The organism is Rhodococcus sp. 05-2255-3B1, from assembly GCF_002258545.1.
GTDB lineage: Bacteria > Actinomycetota > Actinomycetes > Mycobacteriales > Mycobacteriaceae > Rhodococcoides.
The window spans coordinates 1-25348 of sequence record NZ_NOZC01000029.1; the positions used below are offsets into that span (position 1 = coordinate 1).

A 25348-nucleotide genomic window follows, 5' to 3' on the forward strand; every position below is an offset into this window, starting at 1 on the left:
GCTGTCGACGAAGGCCACACCGTCGAGGCCGGGGACCTCATCGCCGTCCTGGAAGCGATGAAGATGGAAAACCCCGTCAACGCCCACAAAGCAGGCACCGTCACCGGCCTGACCGTCACCGCAGGCGACGCCATCACCCAAGGCACCGTCCTCGCAGAGATCAAGTAGGGGAGTGTCCGATGACTGCCATCGCTGAATCGTTCGACGGTGGTACCTCGCCGGTGCATTCCACCGAACTCGAAATCGTGTCCACGGTGCTGCGCATGGCGTCGGCCGCGCGGGTCCGTCTGGCGGAGGCGCTGGACGCGCAGGGGCTGAGCTGGGCGAGGTACGAGGTGCTGGAACTGGTGTCCAGGCGAGGGCCGATGTCCTACAGTGCGCTGTCGCGGGAGTTGGTGCGGCACCGGACGAGTATCACCGCCACGACGGCCAGTCTCGTCGAGTCGGGGCTGTTGGTGCGGAGCGCCAATCCGCGAAATCGGCAGCAGTACATGGTCGAGGCCACCGACTCGGGGCACCGTGCGGTCACTCGGGCCGAGCGTGCGCTCGAACGCGCTCGGTCGAGGATGGCAGTCGATGCCGATTCTGCTCGGACGCTCGAGGTGTTGCGCGGCATCGAGAAGCAGTGGAACGGTCGGCGCTGACCGGCAGGTGACAACACCGGGCCGTCGGCTCTGAGTGCAAGTACCCCTGGGGTGATACCCCCAGGGGTACTTGCATACCCCCTTGGGTATGTGCGAAGGTGGGCACGTTCGATCGATCCGGGGGTTCGTCTGCCCCGATCGATACCCCCGCCCGTATAGGAGCACCATGTCGCTGCGTGATGCCGAAGTTCTTCGTCCACCGGATGATCGGCCGGTAGCCGCGCCGGGCCTACTCGGCCGTGCGGGCGGGGCGATGGTGACCCATCGACGGTGGGTGTTCGGTGTGTGGCTCATCGCGCTCGTCGGCCTCGGTTCGTTCGCGCCCTCGGTGTTCTCGTCCCTCGCCGGAGCGGGATGGCAGGCGAACGGATCCGAATCCGTTCAGGTTCGAGAATTGGCCCAGCAGCACTTCGGCGGTAACTCCTCCGCCGCGGTGCAGGTGGTCGTCCACTCCGACGCAGAACCCATCACCGATCCCGCTGTTCGGAACGTGATTGCCGACGTGTCCGATGTGTTCGCCGGTGACACCAGATTCGGGGACGTCGTTGCGCCGCAACCGGGGATGACGATCAGCCCGGACGGCCGAACCGGCATCGTCATCGCCGGGGCGAACGGCACGACCGACGAGATGGTGAAGGCCGTCGACGATGTGAAGGAGCGGTTGACCGCGCTCTCGACCGACGGAATCGAGGTGTACCCCACCGGTTCGTCGGCCCTGTGGTCGGACTTCAACCAGGCGAACCACGACGCGATGATCCAAGCCGAATTGTTCTCGTGGCCGGTCACATTGGCGATCATGGTGCTTGCGTTCGGATCACTCGTCGCCGCCGGATTGCCGCTGCTGCTCACCGTTGCCGGTCTCGTCGCATCGGCTGGTGGTCTCGTTCTGCTCAACGGAGTCACGCCGATCTCGGTGTGGGCCATGAACTTCGCGATGATGTTCGCGCTCGCGCTGGGAATCGACTACGCGCTGTTCGTCGTTGCTCGATTCCGCGACGCGTTGCGTCACGCAGACCCTCGGGCGGCGGTGGCCGAAACCATGGACACCGCAGGCAAAGCCGTCGTGTTGTCCGGGCTGACGGTGCTGGTGAGTCTGTCCGCAGTGTTGCTGGTCCCCGCGCCTGCGGTGCGCACGATGGCTGTCGGAATCATGCTGGCCGTTGCCTTCGTGTTGCTGGCGACCATGACACTGCTCCCTGCGGCGTTGGGCGCGCTCGGACCCAGGGTCGACGCCGCCTCGTTGCCGTACGCCAAGCGGCAGGAACATCGATCCCCGAAGTTCGCGGCCTGGGGCGAGTTGTTGCACAAGCACCCGTGGCCGTTCGCCGTCGTCTCCGTGGGAATTCTGATCGCCCTCGCCCTACCTGTGCTGGGATTGAAGGTGGCGATGCCGTCGATCGCGGTGGTGCCCGAGAACGCACCGGTGCGCCAGGGCTACGAGCTCGTACAGGCCCAGTTCGGGCCGGGTGTACCGGGAGCGCTGCAGATCGTGGTTCCCGACGCCGAGGCTCTCGGCACCGCGACCGCCGCTGCCGGGGTCGACGGGATCGCGATGGTGACGCCGCCACAGAGTGCAGCTGACGGTTCGGGATTTGCTCTGCTGCAGGCAATTCCGTCGGTGGATCCGTCCGACGAATCGATGGGTACCATTCTCGCCGATCTGCGATCCACGCTGCCCGATTCGGCACTCGTCGGCGGAGCACCCGCGGAGAACCTGGACCTTCAGCAGGCTCTGAACGACTACCTGCCGATCGTCGTCGGGATCATCCTGGTCCTCGGGTTCGTGCTGCTTCTGGTCGCGCTGCAGGCTCCGCTGATCGCGCTGCTCGGCACTCTGGTGAGCCTGCTGTCCACGGCGGCGGCCTTCGGAGTTGCCAAGTTGATCTTCCAGGACGGCCACGGCGCGTCACTGCTCGGTTTCACCCCGCAGGGATTCCTGGACGGGTGGGGCCCGGTGTTCTTCTTCGCGATGATCTTCGCGATCGCCATGGACTACACGGTTTTTCTGCTGGCCACCGCGAAGGAACACTACGAACGCTCGGGCGATTCCAAGGCTGCTCAGGTCGACGGCTTGGCCCACTCGGGGCGAGTCATCTTTGCCGCAGCGGCGGTGATGGTGGCAGTGTTCTTCACGTTCGCACTGTCGGATCCGTTGCCCCCGAAAGAGATGGGCATCATCCTGGGTGTTGCGGTACTGCTCGACGCGTTCCTGGTTCGGCTCGTCCTGCTTCCGGTCCTGCTACGGCTGACCGGACAAGGCGCGTGGTGGTCGCCGGCGTGGCTGCGTGCGGTGCTGCCCTCCATTCGCTTTTCGCACTGACACAACAATTTTCGAGGAGTCATCATGAACATCGCATTGTCCACCACACTGACCGACACCGATTTCGCCGACGCGATCGAGAGCACGAGAAAGGCGTTGTCGGAGCAGGGATTCGGAGTTCTCACCGAAATCGACATGCAGGCCACGTTGAAGGCCAAGCTCGGCGAGGACATGGAGCGCTACGTGATCCTGGGCGCGTGTAACCCGGGACTGGCTCATCGCGCCGTCGGAGTGATGAAGCAGATCGGTCTGCTGTTGCCGTGCAACGTCGTGGTCCGCGAGAACACGTCGGTAGCGGGGTCCGTCGTCGTCGAGGCGATGAACCCGGCCATCATGGTCGAGGTCACCGGTGAGCCCGAGTTGGGTGCGGTCGCCTCCGAGGCCACCGTGAAATTGCAGGCGGCGATCGCGGCACTGGGCGGTACCGGATCCGATCTCGCTTGATGCCCCCGGGGGTACCATCGGGTTCACTACCGCAACCACCGAGGAGATCGACATGATCGGCGACGAAGACAGCATCGCACTGGTATTGAACCGGCTCAAGCGCGCGCACGGTCAGCTCGCCGGCGTCATCGGGATGATCGAGAACGGACGCGATTGCAAGGATGTGGTCACTCAGCTCGCTGCTGTTTCCAGAGCGCTGGACAAGGCCGGATTCAAGATCGTGGCAACGGGCCTGCGTGAATGCATGACGGGCGAGAGTGCGGGGGAGAAGGAGCCGATGACCGAGGCCGAACTGGAGAAGCTGTTCCTGGCACTGGCCTGATCCCGTCCCGAATCCAACCGAGGAGTGTAGGGACAGCGAACAGTAGGAGTCGCGGTTGCTCGGTGACGGCGCTGTTGTTCGGCGTCCAGGTCGACATCCGGCGAATTCGTCTGCATACTTGACTTTGTCCAGAAAAGCGGAGGATAGTATTGCTGTGATGCCGATCTCACCGTACGCGGAGCTGTTACGCACCGCCGACATGCGCGTGACCCGTCCCAGGGTCGCGGTGCTCGAGGTCGTCGGATCCAATCCTCATGCAGACACCGACACGATCCTCGGACTCGTGCGATCGGTGCTGCCCGAGGTGTCGCGGCAAACCGTGTACGACGTGCTCAATGCGTTGACCGCGGCGCGCCTGGTGCGGCGAATCGAACCGGCAGGATCTCCCGCTCGGTACGAATCTCGCGTCGGCGACAACCACCACCACGCGGTGTGCCGCTCCTGTGGCGTCATCGCCGACGTGGACTGCGCGGTGGGCGAAACGCCATGTCTCACCGCATCGGACTCCGTCGGTTTCACGATCGACGAGGCGGAAGTCATCTACTGGGGCTTCTGCGCACAGTGTTCGACTGCTCGACGGCAGTCGACAGCTCCTGTTTCGTTCCCTCCCGGTTCTCGGACACAGCAGAGTTCGTGAACCGACCTCGATCACAGCCCGATCGTCACACCCTGGAAGGAAGCACGTGTCAGAAGATCACACAACACGCGAAAAAGAGATGAACGAGGATCAGCCGCAGGAGTCGGGTGGCAAGTGTCCCGTCATGCACGACTCGATGCCGATGCCCGTCGAGGGCGGTAGCAACCGCGAGTGGTGGCCCAAGTCTCTGAACCTCAAGATTCTGAAGAAGAACCCGGCCGTCGGCGACCCGATGGGTGCCGACTACGACTATGCCGCCGAGTTCAACTCCCTCGACCTCGCCGAGGTCAAGCGCGACATCGAAGCGCTCATGACCAACTCGCAGCCCTGGTGGCCTGCCGACTTCGGTCACTACGGCCCCTTCTTCATCCGCATGGCGTGGCACGCCGCGGGCACCTACCGCAAGCAGGACGGACGCGGCGGTGCCGGAGCGGGCATGCAGCGCTTCGCACCCCTGAACAGCTGGCCGGACAACGCCAGCCTGGACAAGGCTCGCCGGCTGATCTGGCCGATCAAGCAGAAGTACGGCCGCAAGCTCTCCTGGGCCGACCTCATCGTGCTCACCGGCAACGTCGCGATCGAATCGATGGGTCTGCCTACCTACGGTTTCGCCGGCGGACGCGTCGACGCCTGGGAGCCGGACGAGGACGTCTACTGGGGCCCGGAGCAGACCTGGCTGGGCGACGAGCGTTACGACGGTGATCGCACGAGCCTCGAGAACCCGCTCGCCGCAGTGCAAATGGGTCTGATCTACGTCAACCCCGAAGGCCCCAACGGCAACCCGGACCCGGTGCAGTCCGCGCTGGACATCCGCGAGACCTTCGGCCGGATGGCCATGAACGACATCGAGACCGCGGCACTGGCCGTCGGTGGGCACACGTTCGGCAAGACGCACGGCGCAGCCGATCCCGACGAGCACATCGGTGCCGAGCCCGAGGGTGCACCCATCGAGCAGATGGGCCTCGGCTGGAAGAACAGCTACCAGAGCGGTGTCGGTGCGGACGCGATCACCAGTGGCCTCGAGGTCATCTGGACGCCCACGCCCACCCAGTGGGACAACAGCTTCCTCGAGACGCTGTACGGATTCGAGTGGGAGCTCTACAAGAGCCCCGCAGGCGCGCACCAGTGGCGTCCGAAGAACGGTGAGGGCGCAGATCTCGTTCCCGACCCCGCCGATCCCACCAAGCGTCGCCACCCGTCGATGCTGACCTCCGACATCGCGATGCGTGTCGACCCGATCTACGAGCAGATCACCCGTCGCTGGCTCGACCACCCCGAGGAGCTCGCAGAAGAGTTCCAGAAGGCTTGGTTCAAGCTCACCCACCGCGATATGGGACCGGTGTCGCGTTACCTCGGCCCCGAGGTTCCCTCGGAGACCCTGCTCTGGCAGGACCCGATCCCGGCCGTCGATCACGAGCTGATCGGTGAGGCGCAGATCGCCGAGCTCAAGCAGACGATCCTCGACTCCGAACTGACTCAGGACCAGCTTATTTCGGCTGCGTGGGCCGCGGCGTCGTCGTTCCGCGTCAGCGACAAGCGCGGCGGTGCCAACGGTGGCCGTCTGCGTCTGCAGCCGCAGGCAGGCTGGGAGGTCAACGAGCCCGACGAGATCGCACAGGTCATCCGCGTGCTCGAAGGCATCCAACAGTCGTTCTCCGGGACGGTTTCGTTCGCCGACCTCGTCGTCCTCGGCGGCGTTGCCGCACTGGAGAAAGCGGCGGGAGTCAGCGTTCCGTTCACCCCGGGCCGCATGGATGCGACGCAGGAGCAGACCGACGTCGATTCGTTCTCCGACCTCGAGCCCAAGGCGGACGGTTTCCGTAACTTCCTCGGTAAGGGCCAGAAGCTTCCGGCGGAGTACTCCCTCGTCGATCGGGCAAACCTGTTGTCGCTCAGCGCACCCGAGATGACCGTGCTGGTCGGCGGACTGCGTGTGCTCGGAGTCAACTTCGGAAAGTCGTCGCACGGCGTCCTGACCGACAAGGTCGGAACGCTCACCAACGACTTCTTCGTCAACCTCCTCGACATGGGCACCGAATGGGTCCCCACCGCTGAGGACGGCATCTACGAGGCCAAGGATGCCGCGACCGGTGAGACGAAGTGGACCGGAACCCGTAACGACCTGGTGTTCGGATCGAACTCCGAATTGCGCGCTCTCGCCGAGGTTTACGCCTGCGACGACGCCAAGGACAAGTTCGTTCAGGACTTCGTGGCGGCGTGGGACAAGGTCATGATGCTCGATCGGTTCGAGCTGGCCTGACCTTCTCTACCGAACTCGAAGTTATGGATGGAAACCGTGCTCGATCCATCCATAGCTTCGAGTTCGTCGTTACCGGTCCGTGACCTTTCGTTGCCGATTCGTGTCCTCGGTCCCCGGCTCGCTGCAATTTGCGAGCGGCAAGCTACAAGACATGACACACGACGAGGGGGCGGCAGGAGCCGTCGACCACAACATGGACGAATCACGCAAGGGAGCATCCGGCTTCGGGTCGTTCCTGGAGATGTTCCAGGATGCCTCCACCGACAAATCCGACATCGAGCGCTGAATCCTCAGCGAGTACCGATCGTGTTGGTAACCGACCCGATCCGTTCGATGCTCAGTTCGACGCGATCGCCCGGGGCTATCCAGCGGTCGAGCTCCAGGCCGCATCCGCGGGGAAGCGTGCCGGAGGTCAACAGCTCACCGGGGTAGACGTTCTCGCCGCGACTGGCGTACGCGAGTGATTCTCCGATCGAGTACCGCATGCCTGCGGTGCCCGTGGTCGACCACACTTCGTCGTCGACCGTCACGGTGGCCGTCAACGAGTCCAGATACGGTGACACCTCGTCGGCGGTGACGATGTCGGCTCCCATGGAGCTGGCGAAGGTCTTGGTCTTGACCACCGGGCCGAACGGGGTGCGGCGCTGCTCCTCCCACTGGGTGTCGCGAGCACTGATGTCGTCGAACACCACGTACCCACCGATCGCAGCGGTGGCTTCCCGCTCGGTCACGTCGCGAACGGGCCTGGTCACCACGGCTCCGAACTCGAGCTCGAAATCCAGTGCCCGGCTGTAGGACGGCCACTCGACCGGAGCTTCGTCGGCGACGACGGTGAGGTGATTGCCCGTGTAGTAGACCGGATGGTCGTCGAACCCCGGTCCCGGACGGAGTGCAGGAAACGTCGACCGTGTGACGGCCTCGAACCCGCGGATGAAGGGGACAGCTCTCGGGAGGTTACGGCGAACCAGGTTGTGCGCAGCCAGATCCCAGTGCGCCTCCCAGCCGAGGAAGCACCGAAGCGACGCAGGAACCACCGGCAGTGTCGGTGCCGGTCGGTCGATCACCGCAACTCCCTCGGACACCGCGCGCTGCACCACGGACCGAGCCGAGTCGCGCGCACGTTCGCCGGCGTCGAGAAATCCGAGCACCGTGCGGGTGAGTGGGCGCAGAGCCTCGTCGGCACCCAGCGTCGACACTGCGGCATCGAGATCGACCCAGGCACCGGACTCGGGTGCGTACACGGCCAGACGATCTGTCGAGTCGGCAGCGATCAGGCGTCGCAATCGCACGTCAGGAATCCGATCTTCGCGGGAGGGGGCCCTACAACGGTTGAGGAACCAGGAGTGTAAGCGGCAGTACGGCCGCGATGTCAAGGCCTGTTCGTCGAGGACTAGCGTGGACACATGAGATCGCCTGTTCCCGAATACCTCGCATCCGTGTTGGAGGACTGTCGAGAGTTCGACGGCGGGACCGTGACCGAGGGCAACCCGGTAGTGGCCTCATCGGATCCCGACACGTTCGCGGTCGCACTCGCCACCGTCGGGGGATCGCTGCACGGAGCGGGCGATACCGACACCGAATTCTCGATCCAATCGATAGCCAAAGCGGTCGCGTATGCGCTCGCCATCGAGGACAACGGCATCGAGGCGGTGCTCGAGGCCGTCGACGTCGAACCGTCGGGCGACTCGTTCAACGAGATATCGCTGGAAGCCGAGACCGGAAGGCCGCGGAACCCGTTGATCAATGCCGGTGCGCTGGCGGTGCATTCGATGATTCGAGGCCACGGGAGCGAAGAGCGGGCGGGGCGAATGTCGGCCCTTCTGAGCAAAATGGCAGGCCGCGAACTCTCCGTCGACCGTCAGGTGTACGAGGCCGAACTGGAATCCGACGACCGGAACACCGCGATCGCGCACCTGCTGAAGTCGGTCGGCCACCTCGGAGCCGAGCCCGCCGATGTCGTCGACGGCTATGCGCGTCAGTGTGCGGTGACCGTGACCTGTAACGACCTGGCCCGGATCGCCGCGGTGATGGCGAACGGCGGCAAAGATCCTCGGACGGGCGAACAGACACTCGATTCGGCGATCGATCGCCACGTACTGGCGGTCATGGCGACCTGTGGAATGTACGACGGCAGTGGCAGTTGGCTCGCGACGGTGGGTATACCCGCCAAGAGCGGGGTGGCCGGGGCGATCATCGGAGTGTTGCCGGGTCAGGTGGGCATTGCCGTCGTCTCACCCAGACTGAACGAGCACGGCAACAGTGTGCGCGGGGTGGCGGTGTTCGAGAGACTCTCGCGCGATCTGGGCCTGCACATGATGCACGTCGCGCCCAGCGGTGAATCGGCCATCCGCAGCGTGACCGAGGCGGACGGCGTGACCACCGTGGAGCTGCAGGGCGATCTTCGGTTCGCGGGTGCAGAGGCGGTCACGTCCCGTTTGGTCGCCGATGTCGGCGACAACACCTGTACCACGGTCGATTTCAGTGAGGTACGTGCCATGGACGGCGCGGCTCGACGGCTCCTGCGCGATGCGTTTCGCGCCCTGGACGACGACGGACATCGGGTCGTCGCTCACGACCCCGACGGGTTCATGGAGTCGCCCGACCGGTCAGAGTCGGCCGGCGAGAATCATGTTCCAGTAGGACAGCGGTAGGCCGTATCGGTCGAAGGCCCAGGCGGAGCGCCTCGGCTTCAGCGAATCGAGGAACGACGGCAACGACGGCGTCAGGGTTCCGGTGCGGTCGAACTCGGCGGCGATCAAGCTGTGTGCGCCGACGGCGATGGGGGCAACGGTGTAGCCGTCGTACTCCGACAACGGTTTCCCGCTACGCGCTGCGATCAGATTGTCGACGAGAATCGAGATCTGTTTGCGCAGTGCGCCACCCGAGGAGTCGGTGTCGATGGCTGCTCCGTCACCCGCGGCCCAGACCTCCGGATACGCCCGGTGGCGCAGAGTCCGACCGTCGATGTCGACGACACCGTGCGCCGCAGATCCGGTCAGGTTCGACTCCTCCAGCCACGTCGGACCGCGGAACGGCGGTACGAGGTGCAGCATGTCGTAGCGGATGCGATCGTCGACGCCGTCGTTGTCCGTGACGGTGATGTGTCCGGTCTCCGGATGCAGAGCCGTCACTGCGGTGCGGGGGAGTATTCGCACGCCGAGTTCGCGTAGTCGCCCGACGACGATGGCGTCGAGCTCGGGATTGCCCAACATTCGATGTCGATCCACCACCAGTGTGATGTCGATTCCCGGCAGGTGCCCGCTGCGCATCCAGTGGTCCGCTGCGAGAAACAACGGCTTGAGCGTGGTGCCGGTACAGCCCACCGGTGGGCGGGGCACTGTGAACACAGCACTGCTGCCGACGGGGAGATCGCGTGTCAGTTGCCAGGTGGCTTCTGCTCGGTCGAGGTAATTGCTTGCAACACCGGGGAATTCGAGTGCCGCGTGTACTCCGGGCAGGGCGTCGGTGTCCACCACGAGACCCTGGCCGAGAACGAGGTCTCGATAGCCGTACGCCCTGCCGGACGTGCATCGCACCAGACGGTTCACCGGATCGATCGCTGTCACCGAGTCTTCCAGCCAGACGCATCCGGTCGGAATCACCGACCGCTGTGTGCGTTCCGCCTCGGTCAGCGCTGCCTGACCGGAGCCCACGTAGGACAGCAGTGGACGATACGTGTGCACCTGCTCGGGCTCGATGACAGCGACGTCGGAGATGCCCTTCTTCAGCAGCCGCGCAGCCGCGCTGATGCCTGCGTTGCCTCCGCCGACGACGAGCACGTCGTAGGTCTTGCTCGGGGTGGTCACTTACGACACCTCTCGCGAATCGGCAGGCCATACCGTCGCCGAACGGATCACCTGGTGTCTGCTGCCGGTGCCGCCACGGACTCGGTCGTCGAGCGACGAACGTCGACTCGCTCCGGTACGAGACCGATGACGGACTGCTGCAGATCTGGTGAAAGCACCACTGCCAGTTTCTGATTCCATCGTCCGAGTCGGATGGAGGTGGCGTCGAGCACGGAGCGGACGCCTGTGGCGACGCCTGCCACCGAGGACAGATCGAGGATCAACGTGCGTCCGCGTTCGGCGGCCTCGCCGAGTGTTTCGGCGAGAACGGGGACGTCCGCGTCACCGATCGTTCCGATCACTCGCACGATGATGTCGGCACCCGCGCTCTCGTTCACCGACAGCGTCATCTCGGGTTCGAGACTCGACGACTCGGACAGCGACGGAACGACTTCCGCGAGGCGTGGCGTAATGGACGGTACGACGATCATGGACACTCCTGTGCAGCCGAACTCCCCACCGGGTGCACGTGAGAAATCGACAGTCGACATTCGGGGACGGCGGGCTACTCCTCAACCACGCTCGACAGGACTACCCCGGGAGGCCGGATCGTAAGCATCGAGACAGCAACGGGTTTGACTGCGAGTCTCACGGGAATACGACTTCGATCGCTACACCGTGGGAGGCACGCCGATGACGACAGCCGAAACCGAATCCGCCAGAACCCTGGCGGCCGTGCACGCCGATCCCGGAGTGTACGAACCGCAGGAGGATTCGCTACTGCTGTGCGATATCGCCGCCACGACGGGCATCGTTCCCGGTGCGCGAGTGCTCGACATGTGCACCGGCAGCGGTGCCGTGGCCATCACCGCCGCACTGTTGGGTGCGCGTGAGGTCGTCGCGTTCGACATTTCCGCACGGGCCGTCGACTGCGCGCAGCGCAACGCGCGCTCGGTGGGCGTCGAGGTGGACGTCAGGTTGGGTTCCCTTGCCGAGGCGGACGCACTCGAATCGTTCGACGTCGTGCTGTGCAATCCTCCGTACGTTCCGTCCGAGGCAGAGCCGACCGGAATGGGGCTTCACCGGGCCTGGGACGCAGGCGAGGACGGCCGCATGGTGCTCGACCCGCTGTGTCTGGCAGCCGCCTCGCTGTTGGTTCCGGGTGGGATACTGCTGGTCGTACATTCCGAGTTCTCGGGGCCGCGACGCACCGTCGACATGCTCGCGGACAACGGATTCTCGGTCGTCGAAGAGAGCAGGCAATCCATCGATTTCGGCCCGGTGATGCACCGCCGTGCCGAGTGGCTCGAAGCCCGCGGTCTGTTGGCTCCGGGGCGTCGAACGGAGGAGTTGGTGGTGATTCGTGGCGACAAGCGATGACTCGGCCGGCAAGCGGACGACGGTGAGAATCGTTCGCGGTGGCCCGATGCTGATCGACGGACCGGTGAACATCGAACTCGACGACGGCACGAAAGTGGAGTCGGACCGCTTCGTCGTTGCGGTGTGCACGTGCAAGCGGAGCAAGAGCTATCCGCTGTGCGACACGAGCCACCGCGCGAAGAGGCGACCCTCTCAGTCCAGCGAGGACTGACCGGCCGACCATCGCCGCATCACGTGGTCGGCGAGTTCGTTCTCGACGAAATCCAGTGCGCGCATTCCGAACACCACATCTGCTTCGAGTTCGGGCTCGTGGCGAAGCAGAGTGCCGACCACATCGTGACGTAGCACCTGCTCGTGCACGGCGTCCGCCTCGACGTGCTCGGCGTAGAACGCGATGCATGCCGACGGTGCATCGAGCCTCCGCAGTCCCTGCACGTAGCGCTGCGAGCCGGGCGACGACGTGATTTCGGTTGCCGCCAAGTGGCCCACGGTGGCACCGCGCAGCCCTCGATGCAAACCGAACAACGACATGAGATTGACCCAGGCCAGTGTCTGTGCCGGGACGCGATCGACGTAACCGAGATACGTCGGATCGAGATCGGCCGCCACCATCGATTCGGCCCACAGATGCTGGTGCAGGCGGTCGCCCTTGCCGCCGCCGTACTCGTCGAATTCGACCGCGACGTAGGAGGCCTTGGTCTGGCCCGTCAGACGGGGGATGGCCCACGCGTGCGGGTCGGCTTCCTTGAGGTGGTAGACGGACCGGTGCACGAAGTACTCACGCATCTGCTCCCACGAACCTTCGTCGCGAAGGAACCACGAGGGGCCGCTCCCCGAGGTCGCTTCGATCGACAGCGCGTCCATCTCCGCCACTGCGTCGGTGCCGGGTTCCACGTTCTCTCGCACGTATCGCAGAAAAGCGGATTCCAGCCCTCCTCGTAGGCGGAGGAGCTCGGGGTCCCACTCCCAGGCGTCGTCCACGCCCTCGAACCCGCGGTAGTGCAGTTCGTAGCAGATCAGAAGCGCGAGTTGCGCGTCTCGGGTCGTGGGATCGGCCTCGATCGGATCGGGCATCACCGGGGTTCCGGTCGGCACACCCGCGGCCAGCGACCGGGTGACGGCTTCCGAGATCGGCCCGCAGGGGGTGGGTAGGGCGGGAGATCGAGCGGTGGACGGATCGACGGAGAACAACGCGGTCATAGTGGTGGCTACCCGCTGCCGGGCGGTACCAACCACTGCAGGCATATGTGTTTGTGACCTGTCACAACAGGCAATGCGCAATGCAGCGACATCGAACTTCGAAGTCGCTTCGATGGAAGGACGTCATGCGCGCAGTGACCTGGCAGGGCAAGAGAAAAGTCAGCGTCGACACCGTTCCCGATCCGCGGATAGAACTTCCGACGGACGCGATCGTGAAGATCACGACCACCAACATTTGCGGCTCGGACCTGCATCTGTACGAAACGCTCGGAGCCTTCATAGACGAAGGTGACGTTCTGGGGCACGAGCCGATGGGCATCGTCGAGGAAGTCGGCTCGCAGACAGGCGATCTGGCAGTCGGAGACCGAGTGGTCATTCCGTTCCAGATCTCGTGCGGACACTGCTACATGTGCAATTCGAGCCTGTACACCCAGTGCGAGACCACACAGGTTCGCGAACAGGGAATGGGCGCGGCACTGTTCGGCTTCTCCAAGCTCTACGGTCAGGTCCCCGGTGGGCAGGCCGAGTACCTCCGCGTGCCGCAGGCGCAATTCACGCACATCAAGGTGCCGGAGGGACCGCCGGATTCGCGATTCGTATACCTCTCCGACGTACTGCCCACCGCTTGGCAGTCGGTCGAGTACGCGGCGATTCCCGACGGGGGATCGGTGACGGTTCTCGGTCTCGGACCCATCGGCGACATGGCAGCACGCATCGCGCAGCACAAGGGCGCACGAGTGATCGCCGTCGACCTGGTCCCCGAGCGCCTCGCCCGCGCCGCGGCACGGGGTATCGAGACGGTGAACCTGGCCGAGCACAGCGGTGGCGTCGGCGACGTCATTCGTGAGATGACCGACGGCAGGGGTACCGATTCCGTCATCGATGCGGTGGGCATGGAGGCGCACGGATCTCCGGTCGGCAAACTCGCTCAGCAGATCGTCGGCATGCTCCCCGATGCCGTTGCTGCGCCGATGATGCAGAAGGCCGGTGTCGATCGACTGGGCGCGCTGTACTCTGCGATCGACATCGTTCGACGCGGCGGAACCATCTCGATCATCGGTGTGTACGGCGGTATGGCCGATCCGCTGCCGCTGATGACCATGTTCGACAAGCAGATTCAGCTCCGCATGGGCCAGGCGAACGTCAAGAGGTGGGTGGACGACATCATGCCGCTGCTCGGCGACGACGACCCGCTCGGTGTCGATTCGTTTGCCACGCACGAGCTTTCGCTCGAAGAAGCCCCGCACGCATACGAGATCTTCCAGAAGAAGCAGGACGGTGCCATCAAGGTGTTGCTCAAACCCTAGCGGGTTGCTTCGAATGCAGCGATGCGGCCCGGAAGTTCACGGGCCGCATCGGTATTCGCAGAAGGTCAGTCGATCGAGATGACATCCTTGGCGATTGCTGCCACGCGCGTCTGTCCTGCGGACACGACTCCGTGGCGGTTCTTGTGTGCCTCTTCGTACGCCACGACGGTGCGAACATCGGTCGGGTTCGTGAGGTCCTTGATGGCGGCAACGGCGTCCGAGACGTTCAGGTCGTCGTAGTCCGCGATCGGCAGCTCGTCGGCGTCCAGGGTTCCGCTGGCCGACCGTGCGGTGTGGATCGCGTCGGCGACGGTGTCGACTCCCTCGCTACGAGTGACGTCCTCGGCTGCCTCGAGTGCTGCATCGCGGCTCGCCGTCAGCGTCTTGACTGCCACGTCACCGGCGTGAGCTCCGCGGCCCAGCAGAGCGGCGAGGCGATCCGGGGTGGCTCGGGCTGCGTCCAGTGCGCGGTCGAGACCGCGTGCCGACCAGGTTGCCGGAGCATTGACGATCTTGACTGCGGTGCCCGTAGCGGCCTGGAACGGAGTGCGGCGCAGCGCTGCGGGTCCGCCGAGTGCGTCTTCGGCGAGCACGGTTTCGAGCCACTCCACCGTTGCGCTGTGTGCTGTGGCCAGCCGGGTGGCCAACGCGACGACGGTGGGCTCGTTCGCTGCCGTGGCCAGTGCCTTGATGTACTTGGCGCGGCCCAGCAGCTGCTGCTCGAGTGCGAGATCGCCCAGCAGGGCCTCGTCGAACGGCTGCGCCTGCTCCGCGACCGTCTTGACGGCGGCGAGTGTGCGCCCCAGGAACGGTGCGACCAGTTCGGGCAGTCCGCCGAGTCCGCGGATTGCTTCTTCGATGGCTGCCGCGCGCTCACGGCCGTTCGCGGCGTTCTGAGTCAACTCCCTGCGTACCGCCTCGGTGCGCGCCTGAACGACGCGAGTTTCCGCGATCTGGATTTCGGTGTTCGTCAACTGCAGTGCAACACGCAACTGCGCGATCAACGTGGATGTGCTCATGGTGCTCCCCTTTCGGTTCGGTGGTCGTTTGCTCTGGCCGATGCCTGTGGGTCACAGCGTGATGCTCGGCCCTGACAGCAGCGTTACCCGTCGGTAGGTTCGGTCAAACTGATGTATCCGATGTGTGAACATCGACACGTACCCCTCGGTCTCGACCCCGGCGCGTGGACTCCGCCGGTTTCGATCGGCTGCCGAGTGGACATCCGACGTCGATGAACACCGAGCTGTACACAGCAACTGTCTCTGCCACCGCGACGGGAGTCACCTCCGACGACGGGGTTCTGTCCCTCGGTGTGCGAGAACCGAAGCAACTCGGAGGGCCGGGGGAGCACACCAACCCCGAGCAACTGATGGCTGCCGCTCTGTCGAGCTGCCTGGTCGAGTCTCTGCGTATCGCGCTCGGAACCGTCGGCGGTAGCGTCGACGACCTCGCAGTGAAGGGCACCGTCGTACTCACCGACTCGGATGCATCCGGCTACGACGCCACGTTCGCCCTCGCAGTATCTCTTCCCGGCACCGACGATCCCGAAGCGGTACTGGCGCAGGCAACCTCGATCTGCCCGTTTCTCAAGGTCATCGATGGTGTGGACATCACCCTTGAATGACACCGTTGCGGTCGGCGCGTTACTCGGTGCTCGCGCGAGATGACCTCGATACGCACAAGGGCCACGCGCGCAGTCGGCGCGATCAAAGCCGGGTTCGCCCGCGAGGACACCACCTTGATCGCGGGCGGCTTGACCTTCTACGCCGTCATCGCTGTGGTGCCGCTACTGCTGCTGACCATCCGCGCCTGCACCCTGTTGGTGTCGGCGGACTGGGTACGCGGCGGGTTCGACGCCATGTCGGCGTTGTTGCCCGACGCCCTGGGTGCTCGCGCGGCGGTGGATGAGTTGGCCACGGCCGGAATCGAACTCGGCCCGATCGGTGTCCTGATCGCCATCTTTCCCGCGACGTTCTACGGGGAGGGCCTGCGCCGGGCCATCGTGCGGTTCGCACCGACACGAGAGTCGTTCACCGGTTGGCGGGGTCGACTGGCGATGGTCCCGTTCTTCGCCGCCGCACCGGTCTTGCTGGCCGGGGTCCTCTGCGTCGCGCGGCTGCTCGACGCGTCGACCGGCGGCGGCGGAATCGGTGCCATGACGCTGCGCGTGTTCCTCGGCTTCAACTGCCTGTGGGTGATCCTGTCGGTCCCCCTGGCTTGGACCTATCGCGTGATCGCGCCACGCGCGGTGAACTGGCGGGCGTTGATCGTCGGATCACTCGTCACCTCGTCCATCGTCACCGGATTCGTACACGGATTCATCTTGTTCCTGGCGATACCGGTGGACCTGGGTGCGCCGTTCGGAGGCCTCACCGCGATCGGCGGCGGGGTCGCAATCATGTTGTGGATGTTCGTGTTCCATGTACTGGCACTCGCCGGCTGGCTGGTCACCGCCGAATTCGATCGGCTCGACGATGCAGCCCGAACATCAACTGGGTGAACCCGACGGCGGCGAGCGCGCACGTCACCGACATCCCGATGGTCGCCGACGTTCCCGCAGCAGCAGGCGCTGCCCCGGCGACCGTCGCCGTGACCGCAGCCGCGATCACCCGCGAGGGACGCTCCCATATCGTCAGGAAGCCGACGTCCTCGATGCCGGAACCCACCGCGCGGGCACGGGCCATCTCGTGCAGCAACGTCACCACGCCGACCGCGACGACGAGCGGCATCGGGGCACCCAGAGCGAGACCGCTTGCCAACAGCAGCAGGTCGCTGCAGCGATCGGCGACGGTGTCGAGCAGGTACCCCCACTGAGATTGGGAACGGCCGATCATCGCGACCCCGCCGTCGATGCCGTCCAGCAGGCCGGAGATCACGATGAGCAGCGCCGCGATCAACGGTGCGGAGGTACCGGGTCGCGACAGCGCCACTGCAGCCCCTGCCACGACCACAGCGGCGAGGGTGACGGCGTGGGCGGAGACGGACGCGCGAACCAGCGGCGCGCTCAGCGAATAGACCACGCGAAGCCAACCCGAGACCAACGCGGACGAGGAAGGATCGATGCCGTTGTGCAGTGTCGACCACGTCGACAGATACTCGTCGCGAGTCGCCGGCCGTGCCGACGTTCCGTGCTGCTGCGACGTACTGCGCTGATTGACCATCGAGAACCCTTGCTCGCCACTGACTGAGAGGAACTCGACGAGCAGGTGACCGGCTGTTGCGCGTCGAGACTTCGGAGCGGAGTACCCGCCCACGGCGTTCTCAATCCGCACCTCGGCGGACTCGTCAGTCGTTCTCGGAATTGCTCGCTCTGCGGCGCGCTTTCAGTCGGGAGATCTTGATGCCCACGGCTGCGAGCACGATGAGCCATCCCGAGATCAGTACTCCGCCACCGACGAACGCCGCACGGCGCAGTGGGTGTTCATCGGCGTACACGTAACCGACTGTGCCCCAGATCAATGCAATGAGAGCGATGATCGCCATCATCCAGAGCATCGAATACAGCGTTCTGTTCATCGTCCACCCGACCTTGCTGTTCCGTCGTCCCCGACGACCGCCGATACATATTCTTCCATCAGTCGCCGCCGCGCCGTATTCGACGTCACCAGGACAGATCCGGTTGATGCTCACCGGTCGAGATCCCGAACTCGACGGCTGTGCGGTGCATGTGCCCGAAGAGATCCTCGGCCACGTCGAGCGGATCACGACCGAGTGCATCGGCCCACCGCGCCGCGCGCGTCCGCGAACGCGAACTGCGACACTCGACGACGCCGCTGCCGCCGACGTCCACGGTCATACGATCGGCACCGGTTGCCAGCATGCGGCGCAGAGAGTGCTCACCGAACAGTACGAGTCCGCGCACGTGCACGACGATATGGCTGCGGCCGGTGTCGCCGGGCCGACCCGAACGAATGCGCGGGTCGACGTCACCCCACTGCTCTCGCAACGACGCTGCGTCGGGACCGTCGATCCACACCGCGCAGTCATGTTGGCGCAGAACCGATCCGACGGTGGACAGCAGTGACGCCGAGCTGTGTCCGGTTGCATCGACCACCACGATCGTCTCGGGCACGGCATAGACGAGACCGTGGGTACGAGCGGCCGGGTCGGTGATGCGGGAAGACAGCATCAGCGCTTCGAGGTTCTTGCGTTCCCGATCCCCGCCCGTACGCTCGGCCCATTCGGGTCCGTCGTGCCAGGCGACGGCGGCAGGCAGGTGCGCCAGGACGGCACCGGCGTCGTACGCGCGATGCGCGAAGTCCCAGTCCTCTCCGCCGTATCCGACGAAGGTCTCGTCGAATCCACCGATGTCGGAGAACAATTCACGGCTGCACGACATCACGGCGCTGATGACGAATCGGTACGAACGTCGATCCGCATCGAGCAAGTCGCGTGAGCGCGAGTACCCGTCCCGAAGCCACCCCGGCTCCGACAGTTCCGGCGGTCCGTGCAAACCTCCGCCGAACCACCCGGCCACGTCCTCGGCGGTCCAGCCCGTCAGATCGGCGTGGCGTCGCCGACCCACGGTGAGCGCATCGGGAACTGCCCCGGTCAGCCGCACCGACTCCGCGATGTACTCGGGTTCGGGGACCGTATCCGCGTCCAGAAAACACAGAATCTCCCCGTCGGCGACCGATGCACCGAGATTGCGCGCCGCCGCTGCACGGAAGCCGCGATCCTCCTGTCGAACGACGGTGATGTCGAGAGCGGGCAGGAAGATATCGACGTCCGGCGCGTCGGGCGACCCGTCGTCGGCGACGATCACCTGGAGCAGGGTGGCCGGATAGCTCTGCAACGTCAGCGCAGTGAGTACGTACTCCAGCTGACGCTGCTGACGAAAGTACGGAATCACCACGGACACTCGCGGGTTGCGATCGACAGACGGGGCGAGATCCCACCGATTGCCCGGTACCACCCACCGGCCGTCGGGCAGCTCCTTGGCCGCTTTCGCACGCTGTTCGTCGAACAGTGCGCGGTACAGCACGGCCGCCTGCTCGAGCGTGGGGTAGGCGACCACGTCGTGCTGCTGCCATGTCATGTCGGGATGGCGTAGAGCCTCTGCCATCGCAGCGGCGAGGCCCTCGATCGAATTGTCGTGAATCCACAGGGCCCCGGGGGAGTTGGTCTCCATCTCCTCCACGTACCGACCCCGCGGGACGAGTGGTCGACGGCCTGCCGCGATCCAGGAATTGATCGAACCCGATGCCGATACATGTCGGTGGAACGCAACGGGAATGGCGACCGACTGCAGGATCTCGTCCAGCTCGGCGTCGGGAACGAAACCGGTCGAGGTGAACGATCGGCCGAGTTGCTTTGCAGCAGAACAGAGTTCGTCGATCATGGATTCGTGTCCCGGTGACGCGGAACCGATGGAGAGAACGTCGACGTCGGTGTCCAGCGACGTCATGGCACCGAGTACCTCCTCGTGCCCCTTACCCGGATAGACGAACCCGAGTACACCGACGACCTTTCGCGGGGCGACGCCGTCTGCTGTCCGCTCCGCCGCGCGTCCGATCGGGAGCGGGATGACCCGAACGTCGTGCCGGCGATCCAGGATGTCCTCGAGCAGTAGTCGCTCGTGCATGCTGGAGACCACCACGATTGCCGCGCAGTCGATCACCCGTCGGTAGCAGTCCTTCCGCGCCTCGAATGAGTGGCCGTCGGATGCCTGCGGCACATCGTGGACCGTGACGGTGATGGGCGCTCGATGGCGTTCGGCGAGCGCAGCGAATGCGTCTGCGGCCTCGGTTGCGTTACGTCCGAACAGCCGGTCGGTGAAGTGCACGTGGAGTGCCGTGTCGGAGGCAAGATGCTCGAGTCCGGAGATCACCGGACTGGCTGTTGCGGAGGCCAATTCGCGGGCGCAGCGGACGACCCCGTGCTCGTTCGGTCCCACCACCAGATGATGTACCGGTCCGGTCACGGTGCCAGCTCCAGGGTTCGGATCAGCTCGGCGTGTCGTTCGAGGGCCGCGCCGACGAATTCGGGACGAGCTGCGTACCACTGCAGGTGAGCGCGGTGAACGGAATCCGGCGTCAGGTCGGAGCCGTCGACCGACCAGTTCGGCCGTGGATCGCCGTGCAGGCCGAGCGCATTCAGCACTCGACCCTCGACGGGCGCGCGAACACCTCCGAGCAGCTCCCGCCCTGGATCCCGGACCGTGCTACCGGTGTTCAGGTGGTCGAGTACTCGCTGAGCCAGGCCGGTGAGCACCACGTTGGTCGCATGGTTGATCGTGTGGGTGGCATGGCGGCCCGCGTCTCGAAACAGGTCGGACGCAACGATATCGGTGTCTCGGTCCTCGCGTCGACGCAACTCGTCGAGACTGGCATCGGCTGCCCGACGTAGACCGTCCTCCGAGACCGGAACGTCCCAGTCCGCGTCGCTGCCGAGGCCGCGATGGACCGCGAGGATCGTGCGCAAGTCGTGATAGGGCACCATGTTCGGAACTGCAGCCGGGGCACTGGGGTGGCGAACGATGACCTGGAAGGGGTGCAACCCCGAATATCGGAGCACCGGCCAACGCACCACGGTGGCGTCGGGCGGTAGCGCGTCGACCAGATCGGGCACGCCCAGGGGCAGCGACCGATAGCCGGCTCGAACCGGTTGGGTGAGCAGCACCGACGCCTGCCGCACGAGTCGGTCGACGTGGGGCAGATCGGAGGATTCGAGTTCGTGCACCGGTGGAATGCGGACGGTCCGCATGGGCATGGCCGGATCGGAGGCAAGGAGGATGCGCAGCGCCTCGGCCTGGCAATTTCCCCAGACGAGGAGGAGCGGTCCGTCGTGCTCGGAGCGACTCGGCTCGTCCGATATGCCGTAGAAGTCGCCGTAGTGGCGGGTGCGCCCGTCCATGCTTGCCCCGACGTCGTGTGCTCGTTCGTGTTGGACCATTCTCTCGTCAACGTAGACCCGGGGGACGGGCTTCGCCAACCCCGATTGAACCTGGGTGCAACTGGGTACTGGCTACGTATCGCGTGTCGGGAACAGGCACGATCCACCTGCCTGAACCCGAAGGAATTCATGATTCGCGTTGCATCGGTTCCGTCCTCGCACGCCTATGTCCGACACCTGCAGCCCGCTGTCGGCGACTCCGCACACGCGGCGTCGGCCGAACCGTCGGTGATCGTGCTGCCCGATCCGGCCCCTGTTCGAGTCGACGTACCCGACCAGTGGTGGCCTCCGCGGTTGCTCGATGCTCGTTGGCTTGCCGAACAAACTGACGTGGACTTCGACGTGCTGCACGTGCATTTCGGGTTCGAGTCCTTTTCCCCGGGCGAGCTCACCCATACCGTCGACCATCTACGCGCCCACCGGCAGCCGTTGGTCCTGACGGTCCACGACCTGCACAATCCCCATTTCGCGGACAACGCCGATCACCTGCGGCAGTTGGACGTACTGGTTCGCGCGGCCGCCGCCGTCATCACCCTCACCGCGGGTGCTGCTGCTCGGATTCGCGATCGGTGGGGCGTCGAGGCAACGGTGGTCGAGCATCCGCACGTCGTGCCGCTCGAGCGGATGGCACTCCCGCGCCCGGTGTCGGATTCGTTCGTCATCGGTGTCCACGCCAAGAATCTGAGGTCCAACATCGACGCGTTGGCAGTGATGGACGCTGTGGTCGAGGCCGCTCGGGCGCTACCCGACGCGACGGTGAGACTGGACATCGACGAGGACGTCTTCGAGCACTCCAGCCACTGGTACAACCCGACGGTCGGCGCGAAGCTGCTGGACTACAACAGCTTTCCCGACGTCGACGTACGCGTGCATCGACGTTTCGACGACGACGCGCTCTGGGACTATCTGTCGTCGATCGATGTCTCGGTGCTGCCGTATCGATTCGGAACACACTCGGGCTGGCTCGAGGCCTGCCGCGACCTCGGTACCGCCGTCGTCGCATCCGACTGCGGCTTCTACGCAGATCAGGCGCGGGTGCACAGCTTCCGGATGGGCATCGACTCGTTCGATCCCGCCTCGCTCGTCTCTGCCGTGCGGGCATCGCACGCAGAACGCGTTCCGGCAGTCGATTCCGGAACCAGATCAGAACAACGTCAACGAATCGCAGCAACTCATGCGGCGATCTATTCAGCAGTGATCAAGGAGATGCGTTGAACGAGAACCCACTTCGCATCGCGGTGCTGGCGTCATCGAGTTTTCCGGTGGCACAGCCTTTCGCGGGCGGCCTGGAGGCACATGTCTACAACCTGGTGCGTGCGCTCACCGAGCGCGGGCATCAGGTGAGTCTGTTCGCTGCGGACGGGTCGAGCGTCGACCTGGATGCGACCCTGCTACCGGTGCGGACGTTGGATCTGACGCCGATCTCCATCGCCGACGTCGCGATCACACCCACCGCGATTCGTGAGCATCATGCGTATCTGGCGGTGATGCTCGAACTCGCCGGAACACTGTCTCGGTCCTTCGACATCGTGCACAACCACAGCCTGCACTACCTGCCGCTGGCGATGTCGGCGACGCTGTCGGTACCGATGGTGACGACACTGCACACACCGCCGTTCGCGTGGCTGGAGTCTGCAGTTGCGCTGGCCCCTCCCGGTGCCAACACGTTTGCCGCGGTCAGCGAGTTCGCCGCCTCGCAGTGGGCCGATGTCACCGCCGGGACCGTCGTCATTCGCAACGGAATCTCCCTGGCGGACTGGCCGTTCGGTACCGGCGGAGACTACGTGGTGTGGTCGGGTCGGGTGGTCCCCGAGAAAGGAGTGCACTTGGCCATTGCGGCTGCGAAGGAAGCAGGCCGCTCGCTGCGTATCGCCGGACCGCTGAGCAATCTCGAGTATTTCCACGAGTTCGTCGAGCCGATGCTCGACGAGAACATCCGCTACGTCGGTCACCTCGATCAGCCCGCTTTGGCGGCGTTGGTGGCCGGTGCCGAGGTAGCGCTCGTCTCACCGGTCTGGTCCGAGCCGTACGGCCTGGTGGTGGCGGAAGCACTCGCCTGCGGCACTCCGGTCGCCGCGTTCGCACGAGGCGGCATACCGGAGATCGTCGATGCATCGTCGGGAGTGCTGGTAGCGGCCGACGACGTGCACGGCCTCGCGGCGGCGATCCCCGCGGCGGCAGCGCTGAGAAGGTCGGACGTCCGGGCGCGCGCGGAGCAGGTGTGCTCGATGGATCGGATGGTGGACGAGTACGAGGCCCTGTACCACTCGACACTGGCTGCGGCTGCGGACAAGCTCGACGACCGGCTCGCGATCGCATGATCGGGTATTACGCGCACCACCACGGGGTCGGTCACATCACCCGTTCCGATGCCATTGCGCGGTCGATGGCAGAGCCGATGACGGTGCTGTCCTCGCGCGCTCGACCGGCAACGCATGCGGCGGCCGAGTGGATCTCGCTTCCGCTCGACGTCGACGATTCCGTCGGAAGTGATGCCGCGGAGGACAGTTCGGCCGGAGGGGTGCTGCACTGGGCACCTCACGACGTGGACGGTCTGACCGAGCGGATGGCGATCATCGCGGAGTGGGTGGCGCGCGAGCGGCCACGAGCGGTGGTGGTCGACGTATCGGTGGAAGTGGCGATGTTCTTGCGACTGATGGGTGTTCGGGTGATCGTGATGGCAATACCCGGGGAGCGGGACGATCCGATTCACGACCTCGCCTATCGCGCGGCGACCCACATCGTCGCGCCGTGGTCACGCGAGGTCTACGACCCGACCTGGCTGCGTCCCTTCGCGGAGAAGACCACCTATGCCGGCTCGATCAGTCGATTCGCCGAGCGCGAGCGAGTCACTGCCCACGCCGATCCGACGGTGGTGGTTCTGGGTGCCGCCGGTGGCACGGAGCTGACCCGAGACCTGGTGGACTCGTGGTCGGCGGTGGACGCCCGATTCGAGTTCCGCGCTCTCGGTGTGGCAGGGGGCGACTGGGTGGACGACGTGTGGCCGGTGTTGTGTTCGGCAGCACTCGTCGTCACGCACGCCGGCCAGAACGCCGTCGCCGACGTCGCCGCCTCGGGCGTGCCCGCCATCGTCGTGCCGCAGGCTCGACCCTTCGAAGAACAGTCGGCCACCGGACGGGCCCTGGCCCACGGGTCGGTCGCCGAGGTGCTCGATACGTGGCCGTCCGTCGCGCGGTGGCACGCAGCGGCGAACCGCGCTCTCGACATCGGTGGCGGTCGGTGGTCGGCATTGCGCACCGCGGGTGCACCTGCCCGCGCCGCCAGGGCGATCGAGCAGGCCGCACCTCGCGCGGTGCGACAGTGAAGACCGTCGTCGTCACCGTGGTGTCCGGACGACACGAGCACTTGGCCGCGCAGATGCGTGGTCTGGGTACATCGACCGCAGAGCAGGTCGAGCACGTCGTCGTGTCCATGGGCGACAACATGATTGCCGACCTGCTCGACCGAACCGGTTCGCCCGCCATCTATCTCGAGATGCCTGCGCAGCATCCGCTGCCGCTGGCGGGTGCCCGCAATCTGGGTGCGGCCGCGGCAATCGATCGCGGCGCGGAGTTGCTGGTGTTCCTGGACGTGGACTGCATCCCCGGTCCGGAGACGATCGAGCGATACCGGCGTGCGGCAACACTGCTCGGCAACGAGCGATCGCTGCTCTGTGGTCCGGTGACCTACCTGAAAGAGAAGGACATCGGTGCCGAGGGTGAGGTCCTGAACTCTCTGACCGCGCCGCATCCGGCGCGGCCGAACCCACCGGTCGACACCGTCGAGCACGGAGACAACTTCGACCTGTTCTGGTCGCTGTCCTTCGCGGTCGGGGCGGCGACCTGGGCCGAACTCGGCGGCTTCTGCGAGGACTACACCGGCTACGGCGGTGAGGACACCGATTTCGCAGCGACCGCGGAGGCGTCGGGCATCGGGTTGCGGTGGGTCGGCGGGGCGCACGCCTACCACCAGTTCCATCCGGTCTCCGATCCTCCGGTGGAACATCTCGACGACATCGTCACCAACGCGCGCACGTTCTTCGATCGATGGGGTCGGTGGCCGATGATCGGCTGGCTCGACGCCTTCGCCGCTCGCGGCCTCGTCGAGTTCGACGGCTCCCGGATTCGCCGCACGGCCGACCGATTCGTTTAGGCT

Annotated in this window: 27 protein-coding genes; 18 read left to right on the top strand and 9 right to left on the bottom strand. The window is 65.4% G+C overall.

The window, feature by feature from the left end:
* The 8 genes from CH249_RS16650 to CH249_RS28495 all read left to right on the top strand — a co-directional run.
* The coding region (locus tag CH249_RS16650; protein ID WP_143544527.1) for a biotin/lipoyl-containing protein at nt 1-168 on the top strand (168 nt) is incomplete at its 5' end.
* Between the two features lie 11 nt (nt 169-179).
* Nucleotides 180-644, top strand: coding sequence for a MarR family transcriptional regulator (locus tag CH249_RS16655; protein ID WP_052050232.1), 465 nt, complete (start codon nt 180-182; stop codon nt 642-644).
* Nucleotides 645-810: 166 nt separating this feature from the next.
* Complete coding sequence (locus CH249_RS16660; RefSeq protein WP_373453517.1) at nt 811-2964, top strand: MMPL family transporter; 2154 nt, start codon at nt 811-813, stop codon at nt 2962-2964.
* Between the two features lie 24 nt (nt 2965-2988).
* On the top strand, nt 2989-3408 hold the full coding sequence (locus tag CH249_RS16665; RefSeq protein WP_032397636.1) for a DUF302 domain-containing protein: 420 nt from the start codon (nt 2989-2991) through the stop codon (nt 3406-3408).
* A gap of 52 nt (nt 3409-3460) precedes the next feature.
* Nucleotides 3461-3730: a metal-sensitive transcriptional regulator gene (locus tag CH249_RS16670; protein WP_032397635.1), complete on the top strand. Its 270-nt coding sequence runs from the start codon at nt 3461-3463 to the stop codon at nt 3728-3730.
* Nucleotides 3731-3887: 157 nt separating this feature from the next.
* Complete coding sequence (locus CH249_RS16675) at nt 3888-4367, top strand: Fur family transcriptional regulator (protein WP_032397634.1); 480 nt, start codon at nt 3888-3890, stop codon at nt 4365-4367.
* A 79-nt stretch (nt 4368-4446) separates the two neighbouring features.
* On the top strand, nt 4447-6627 hold the full coding sequence (katG, locus tag CH249_RS16680; RefSeq protein ID WP_230597033.1) for a catalase/peroxidase HPI: 2181 nt from the start codon (nt 4447-4449) through the stop codon (nt 6625-6627).
* A 151-nt stretch (nt 6628-6778) separates the two neighbouring features.
* Nucleotides 6779-6913: a hypothetical protein gene (locus CH249_RS28495; RefSeq protein WP_254923937.1), complete on the top strand. Its 135-nt coding sequence runs from the start codon at nt 6779-6781 to the stop codon at nt 6911-6913.
* A 4-nt stretch (nt 6914-6917) separates the two neighbouring features.
* On the opposite strand, the gene CH249_RS16690 is transcribed toward CH249_RS28495, so the two are convergent.
* Nucleotides 6918-7916, bottom strand: coding sequence for a fumarylacetoacetate hydrolase family protein (locus CH249_RS16690; protein WP_179273191.1), 999 nt, complete (start codon nt 7914-7916; stop codon nt 6918-6920).
* 114 nt (nt 7917-8030) lie between these two features.
* Between CH249_RS16690 and glsA the strand changes: the two genes are divergently transcribed.
* Complete coding sequence (gene glsA / locus CH249_RS16695) at nt 8031-9278, top strand: glutaminase A (protein ID WP_094681545.1); 1248 nt, start codon at nt 8031-8033, stop codon at nt 9276-9278.
* Here the strand turns inward: glsA and CH249_RS16700 are convergent.
* Together CH249_RS16700 and CH249_RS16705 are read right to left on the bottom strand one after the other, a co-directional pair.
* Complete coding sequence (locus CH249_RS16700; RefSeq protein WP_094681546.1) at nt 9234-10433, bottom strand: NAD(P)/FAD-dependent oxidoreductase; 1200 nt, start codon at nt 10431-10433, stop codon at nt 9234-9236. The genes glsA and CH249_RS16700 overlap by 45 nt on opposite strands.
* A 47-nt stretch (nt 10434-10480) precedes the next feature.
* Nucleotides 10481-10903: a hypothetical protein gene (locus tag CH249_RS16705; protein ID WP_141214782.1), complete on the bottom strand. Its 423-nt coding sequence runs from the start codon at nt 10901-10903 to the stop codon at nt 10481-10483.
* Between the two features lie 202 nt (nt 10904-11105).
* Between CH249_RS16705 and CH249_RS16710 the strand changes: the two genes are divergently transcribed.
* Complete coding sequence (locus tag CH249_RS16710) at nt 11106-11792, top strand: HemK2/MTQ2 family protein methyltransferase (RefSeq protein WP_094681547.1); 687 nt, start codon at nt 11106-11108, stop codon at nt 11790-11792.
* A 46-nt stretch (nt 11793-11838) separates the two neighbouring features.
* The gene (locus CH249_RS16715) at nt 11839-12003 is read left to right on the top strand and encodes a CDGSH iron-sulfur domain-containing protein (RefSeq protein ID WP_082074008.1); all 165 of its coding nucleotides are present in this window, start codon (nt 11839-11841) and stop codon (nt 12001-12003) included.
* Here the strand turns inward: CH249_RS16715 and CH249_RS16720 are convergent.
* Nucleotides 11985-12992, bottom strand: coding sequence for an iron-containing redox enzyme family protein (locus CH249_RS16720; protein WP_094681548.1), 1008 nt, complete (start codon nt 12990-12992; stop codon nt 11985-11987). The genes CH249_RS16715 and CH249_RS16720 overlap by 19 nt on opposite strands.
* A gap of 125 nt (nt 12993-13117) precedes the next feature.
* On the opposite strand from CH249_RS16720, the gene CH249_RS16725 reads away from it, so the two are divergent.
* A complete protein-coding gene (locus CH249_RS16725; protein ID WP_094681549.1) occupies nt 13118-14299 on the top strand; it encodes a zinc-dependent alcohol dehydrogenase in 1182 nt (393 codons plus the stop codon).
* 65 nt (nt 14300-14364) lie between these two features.
* Here CH249_RS16725 and CH249_RS16730 read toward each other — a convergent pair whose 3' ends face one another.
* Nucleotides 14365-15318, bottom strand: coding sequence for a hypothetical protein (locus CH249_RS16730; RefSeq protein ID WP_094629387.1), 954 nt, complete (start codon nt 15316-15318; stop codon nt 14365-14367).
* A gap of 212 nt (nt 15319-15530) precedes the next feature.
* Here CH249_RS16730 and CH249_RS16735 point away from each other — a divergent pair, with 212 nt between their 5' ends.
* Together CH249_RS16735 and CH249_RS16740 are read left to right on the top strand one after the other, a co-directional pair.
* The gene (locus tag CH249_RS16735; RefSeq protein ID WP_032398274.1) at nt 15531-15923 is read left to right on the top strand and encodes an OsmC family protein; all 393 of its coding nucleotides are present in this window, start codon (nt 15531-15533) and stop codon (nt 15921-15923) included.
* A 39-nt stretch (nt 15924-15962) separates the two neighbouring features.
* The gene (locus CH249_RS16740; RefSeq protein WP_094681550.1) at nt 15963-16799 is read left to right on the top strand and encodes a YihY/virulence factor BrkB family protein; all 837 of its coding nucleotides are present in this window, start codon (nt 15963-15965) and stop codon (nt 16797-16799) included.
* Here CH249_RS16740 and CH249_RS16745 read toward each other — a convergent pair.
* The 4 genes from CH249_RS16745 to CH249_RS16760 all read right to left on the bottom strand — a co-directional run bounded on the left by CH249_RS16745 (nt 16747) and on the right by CH249_RS16760 (nt 21154).
* Complete coding sequence (locus CH249_RS16745) at nt 16747-17571, bottom strand: CDP-alcohol phosphatidyltransferase family protein (RefSeq protein ID WP_094681551.1); 825 nt, start codon at nt 17569-17571, stop codon at nt 16747-16749. The two genes, CH249_RS16740 and CH249_RS16745, sit on opposite strands and share 53 nt — an antisense overlap.
* A gap of 13 nt (nt 17572-17584) precedes the next feature.
* Complete coding sequence (locus tag CH249_RS16750; protein ID WP_230596994.1) at nt 17585-17815, bottom strand: hypothetical protein; 231 nt, start codon at nt 17813-17815, stop codon at nt 17585-17587.
* 85 nt (nt 17816-17900) lie between these two features.
* The gene (locus CH249_RS28500; protein WP_256988354.1) at nt 17901-20222 is read right to left on the bottom strand and encodes a glycosyltransferase; all 2322 of its coding nucleotides are present in this window, start codon (nt 20220-20222) and stop codon (nt 17901-17903) included.
* Nucleotides 20219-21154 (bottom strand): WcbI family polysaccharide biosynthesis putative acetyltransferase, encoded by a 936-nt coding sequence (locus tag CH249_RS16760; protein WP_256988355.1) that lies wholly within the window; start codon nt 21152-21154, stop codon nt 20219-20221. Before CH249_RS16760 ends, CH249_RS28500 begins: the two co-directional genes overlap by 4 nt.
* Nucleotides 21155-21322: 168 nt before the next feature.
* Between CH249_RS16760 and CH249_RS16765 the strand changes: the two genes are divergently transcribed.
* Genes CH249_RS16765 through CH249_RS16780 form a run of 4 tightly spaced genes read left to right on the top strand, consistent with a single transcriptional unit; the run spans nt 21323 to nt 25345 of the window.
* Complete coding sequence (locus CH249_RS16765; RefSeq protein WP_094681553.1) at nt 21323-22408, top strand: glycosyltransferase; 1086 nt, start codon at nt 21323-21325, stop codon at nt 22406-22408.
* Nucleotides 22405-23514: a glycosyltransferase gene (locus tag CH249_RS16770; protein WP_032397620.1), complete on the top strand. Its 1110-nt coding sequence runs from the start codon at nt 22405-22407 to the stop codon at nt 23512-23514. The genes CH249_RS16765 and CH249_RS16770 overlap by 4 nt, the downstream gene beginning before the upstream one ends.
* A complete protein-coding gene (locus CH249_RS16775; RefSeq protein WP_094681554.1) occupies nt 23511-24518 on the top strand; it encodes a glycosyltransferase in 1008 nt (335 codons plus the stop codon). The genes CH249_RS16770 and CH249_RS16775 overlap by 4 nt, the downstream gene beginning before the upstream one ends.
* Nucleotides 24515-25345, top strand: a complete 831-nt coding sequence (locus tag CH249_RS16780) for a glycosyltransferase family 2 protein (RefSeq protein ID WP_094681555.1) — start codon at nt 24515-24517, stop codon at nt 25343-25345. Before CH249_RS16775 ends, CH249_RS16780 begins: the two co-directional genes overlap by 4 nt.
* Nucleotides 25346-25348 lie beyond the last annotated feature (3 nt).